Annotated in this window: 4 protein-coding genes; 2 read left to right on the forward strand and 2 right to left on the reverse strand. The window is 69.1% G+C overall.

The features are described from left to right. Positions 1 to 27: 27 nt before the first annotated feature. Positions 28 to 1302 (reverse strand): adenylate/guanylate cyclase domain-containing protein, encoded by a 1275-nt coding sequence (locus ACOADB_RS24845; protein WP_378605179.1) that lies wholly within the window; start codon positions 1300 to 1302, stop codon positions 28 to 30. A 311-nt stretch (positions 1303 to 1613) separates the two neighbouring features. Here ACOADB_RS24845 and ACOADB_RS24850 point away from each other — a divergent pair, with 311 nt between their 5' ends. Both ACOADB_RS24850 and ACOADB_RS24855 read left to right on the forward strand, forming a co-directional pair. Continuing rightward, a complete protein-coding gene (locus ACOADB_RS24850) occupies positions 1614 to 2486 on the forward strand; it encodes a hypothetical protein (RefSeq protein WP_378605182.1) in 873 nt (290 codons plus the stop codon). A gap of 50 nt (positions 2487 to 2536) precedes the next feature. Beyond that, entirely contained in the window at positions 2537 to 3013 is a 477-nt protein-coding gene (locus tag ACOADB_RS24855) for a DUF6584 family protein (RefSeq protein WP_378605184.1), read from the forward strand. Here the strand turns inward: ACOADB_RS24855 and ACOADB_RS24860 are convergent. Then, positions 3014 to 4309: maltokinase N-terminal cap-like domain-containing protein (locus ACOADB_RS24860; protein WP_378605187.1), on the reverse strand; the 1296-nt coding region annotated here is incomplete at its 5' end.

The following is a 4309-nucleotide window of genomic DNA, read 5'->3' on the forward strand; positions in this document are numbered from 1 at the left end:
CCGTCGAGTTGTGAGTTGTCGCCGGCGTCAGCCGGCGACCGGCGAGTACAGCTCGATGGGGAAGTGCACCCCCTTCACGAAGACCTCGCCCCGGGCTTCGCAGTCGACCGCGTCCTTGACGAGGTGCCAGCTGGTGTTGGACAGCAGGATGCCTCCGGGTTCGGCCTGGGCCTGGACGCGGGCGGCGATGTTCATCTGCAGTCCGATGCCTGTGTACGTCGCCCGGATCGCCGATCCGAAGGTGCCGACCGACACGACGCCGGTGTTGATCCCGATCCGGGCGTTGGCCGCTTCGACGATCCCGTGCGCGTACCAGGCGCGGCTCCAGTCGACGAGGGACCGCTGCAGCTCCTGTGCCGCGGCGATCGCCGAGCGGACCTGGTCGACTGGATCGATCTCGTCCGGGGCACCGAAGATCGCCATCACGCCGTCGCCGGCGAACTCCGTCACGGTGCCGCCGTGGCGCTCGATCAGGTCGGAGACGGCGCCGAGGTAGTCGTTGATGATGTGAGCCAGCGCCTCGGGATCGATCCGGTCTGCCATCGCGGTGAATCCGACGACGTCGGAGGAGAGGATGGTGATCCTACGCCGTTGCGGGTGGTCGATCGAGCTGTCGCCGAGCTCGATGCGCGACACGACAGAGCCCGGTGCATATCGCCGGATCAACTGTCGTTGGTGCTGGATCAGCAGCTCGCGGACGTAGCGCGCCCGGAGGTCACGTTCGTTTGCGAACGCCATCGCCGGGCCGACGAGCAGCGAGGAGATCGGGATGAAGGTCAGTGAGATCGCCACGTCCTGCCCGGTCCGGTCCGTGGCGAGGAACAGGCCGAGTTCCCCGGCGGTGGTGATCAGCAGCCCGGTGAGAAGCGTCAGTCGGAAGGGCAACTGGACCAGGGGTGCCAACAGCCCGAAGAAGGTGGCGGCCAGTGCGAACGCCATCGGCTTGAGACCGGGGATCCACGGGAGGAGGACCGCAATGGTGTTGGCCGCGGTCAGCATCAGCAGGCCGGTCGCGAAAGCTATCGCCCACTTCGGCTCGGGCCGGCGCAGGTAGACGATGCCGGCGAGCAGGGCCGGGATGTTCACCGCCCAGCTGACGAGAAATGTCGCCACTACATGATCCGTTTCCAGATACGCGGTCACGATCAAAGGGTTGATGATCCAGGCGACGACCGATGCGGCTGCCATGGCAATCCCGAGCGGTCGGAACCGTTCGATGTACCAGGTCTGGTAGGCCGCCTCGATGGGCGCGTCGAAACGGCCGAGGAGTCCGTGCCGCGCAGGTGCCTGTGCACCGTCCATGGACGAACGGTAGCCGTCCGCGGAGGTGGCGCGGGCTGAGACGTTTGGCCGTGCCCGGGACGATGGGTGGCCGGGTGACGGTGGCGAGACGGGCTACTCGACCCGCCACGTCTGCCTCGGGGAGAACCCGCTCTTCCGCAGCCAGTGTTCCGTGTGGAGGCTCCGGTGCGGCGTGATGATCGTCAGCGGGTCCGACGGCGGTACGTCGACGGGGCGGCCGCGCTCGGCGTGGTCGCCCTGCCAGCGCACGGCCTCCCAGTAGCCTTCCGGAAACACGGACGCCGGGCGGGAGCCGGGCAATACTGACGCCCATGTCTCGGGTTCTCCTCTGTTGTGTGGCTCTTGCCGCGTTGCTCGTCTCTGGTTGCGGCGAGAAGTCCGACGGCCCGTCCGCAGGCAAGGAGACGTCGAGCGCGGCCGTTGACGTTGCGACGAAGGAGCAGGCGCAGGCGCTGGTGAACGCCGCAGAGCGGGATCTACTGGCGAATCCGACCGCCGAGTACGAGGTCATCTGGAAGGACCGGGACAACCAGCAGACCATGGCGACGGGTGCTTTCGATCTCGCCGGACCAGCAGCCCTCCAGCGCTACATGGTGCCGGGTGCCGCTGTCGACTATCGCATGATTGCCGGCCATGTCTGGTCCCAGGTCACGGGCGACGGGATCGCCCCGGATCTGATCGGGTGCTGGATGCACTTCACGACCGGCACCGGGGACCAGGCCGCTGCTTCCGCCGTCCCTCCGACGGCGAACATGCTTCTGGAGCCATCGGCGGTCGGCCTGGTTGACGGCACCGGAGATCTGGTCAGGGTCGACCTCCTTCTGGACGAAGCAGCACCAGCGATGATGCCGAAGATCGTCAATCAGCTCGATGCGCCGATTGACCCGGCCGCTACCGTCCCGGGCGTGGTCACGGTCACCGACGGGAGGTACGCGGCGGTCGAGTTCGGGGCGGCTGACGTCCTTGCCCGCCTTGACGCTGACCAGTTGCCCGCGGAGGTCCTGGCGATCAAGGACATGGCCGACTCGCTGAGGATCCGGGTCGAGTACCGCGGCTTCGGCGCGAAGATCGTCGTGGAGCCGCCGCCGGCGAAGGAGGTCATCGAGGTGGGAAGCCAACGGGACCTGTTGGCGAACGGACCGGACCCGGAGAGGGAGATCGAGACCTGCGCCGCGAATCGCTGACTGACGGGAATCCGGTGGCACCCACGCCACTCTCCTGACACGATCCGCCGGTGACCAACGCCCTTGTCCGCGCTCGCGCCGACCTCGAAGCCGGCCGCGCGTGGAAGGCGCGGGACCGGCTGACGGGCCTTCTCGTGAACCGCCAGGACGACGAGGTGCTCGACCTCCTTGCATCGGTTCACAACGAGATGGGCAACCTGCCCGCCGCGGGGGCGCTGTGGTTCGTGACGGGTCGCGACGACCCGGTTGCCCTGGCGGCTGTCGACGCATGGCGCGAGCGCTTCGGCGACGAGACCGCGCGGCTGGCGAGCATCCCCTCGGCGCTGCGCGACACCGCCCGCGTCCAGGCGCTTCGCCGCGAAGCGGCAGTGCGCCCTCGGGGAAGCCGTGACCTGCCTGCTCCGGAGTCCGATGCGCAGCGCTGGACGGGTCGGGTGGGATGTGCCGTCGTACTGCTGATCGGCCTGTGGCTGCTCGCAGCCGTCGTGGTCGGTTCGATCGCGATCGTGCGCGCGATCCTCGGTTGATCAGTCCGCGACGAGCCGCGCGACGCCTGCCAGCGGAATCGGTAGCCAGGCCGGGCGATTGCGTGCTTCGTACACGCACTCGTAGACGGCCTTGTCGACGACGTACGCCGTGAGCACGGTGCGGTCGGCGTCGCTGAGCCCACCTTCCCCGCAGTACGACGCCAGGAACGCCTTGCGGTTGCGGCGAGCCCACTCGTCGGCGCGGATGGCGCGCTGATGCGCCACGTCGGCGTCGTCCTCGGGCAGGGAGGCGTCGACGGCATGTGGCGCGTAGTCGAACGACCGCGTCATCCCGGCGACGTCACGCCAGCGGGAGTCGGGGAGCAGGCGCTCGGCGAGTGACTTGGCGGGCTCGCCCTCGAAGTCGACGAGCTTCCAGCCCGCGACGGTGCGCAGGGTCTGGCCGAGGTGGAGGTCTCCGTGCACCCGCTGCACGGGGAGGTTGCCGAGTCCGGCCATGGCCGCGAAGACGGCGCGGGCACCGTCGGCGTACTCGCCGAGGTCGGGGACGACGGCGATGGCCTCGTCCAGGCGGCGGGACATCGTCCGCGCCACGTCGGCGGCGTCGATCTCGGCGGTCGGGAAGGCTGCCCGCAACTGGTCGTGCACCTCGGCCAGGGCAGTACCGAGTCGTGACGCCTCGCTGGCGAAGTCGCCGCCCACTTCCTCGGCGTGCAGGTCGCCCTCGGCGAACAGGTCACGGACGCTGGCCAGTGCCTGCTCCCAGCCGTCGCTCGCGGTCCGCAGGAACTGCTGCAGCATCGCGAGGTGGAGGTCGTCGGACTCGATCCAGCCGTAGAGCGCGGCGACGTGCGTGGAGCCCGCCTCGGTGAGGACCTGGTGGGTGGTGATGTCGGGGTTCTCGCCCGGTGTCACCTTGCGGAAGATCTTGAGGACCGAGTCGTCGCCGAACAGCACCGACGAGTTGGACTGCTCGCCGCTGAAGAGCGAGGGCACCGCGTCGAGATCGAGGTCGTGGCCCTCGAGCCGGACGAAGTCGAGGCCCGTGTGCGGGCCGTCGAAGGCCCGCAGGTAGGCGGACATCGCGGCCCGGTCCTGGACGGCGTCGTAGGCGAACGCGCCGTCCTCCGAGCCCTCCGCAGACTCCGGCCAGCGCCCCACCAGGGCGTGGTCGAGGTGGTCCTGCGGGGCGTCGTACAACGACAGCGGCAGCTGGTAGAGCTCTCGGTCACCCTCGGCATAGGTGACCTCGGCCAGGACGACCACCACCGCGGGATCGCTCCCGACGGAGCCGATGGCCCCGACCTGGCGCACGCCGGTCACCGTGAAGGCGCG

Source organism: Nocardioides sp. CPCC 206348 (assembly GCF_048654705.1).
Taxonomy (GTDB): Bacteria; Actinomycetota; Actinomycetes; order Propionibacteriales; family Nocardioidaceae; genus Nocardioides.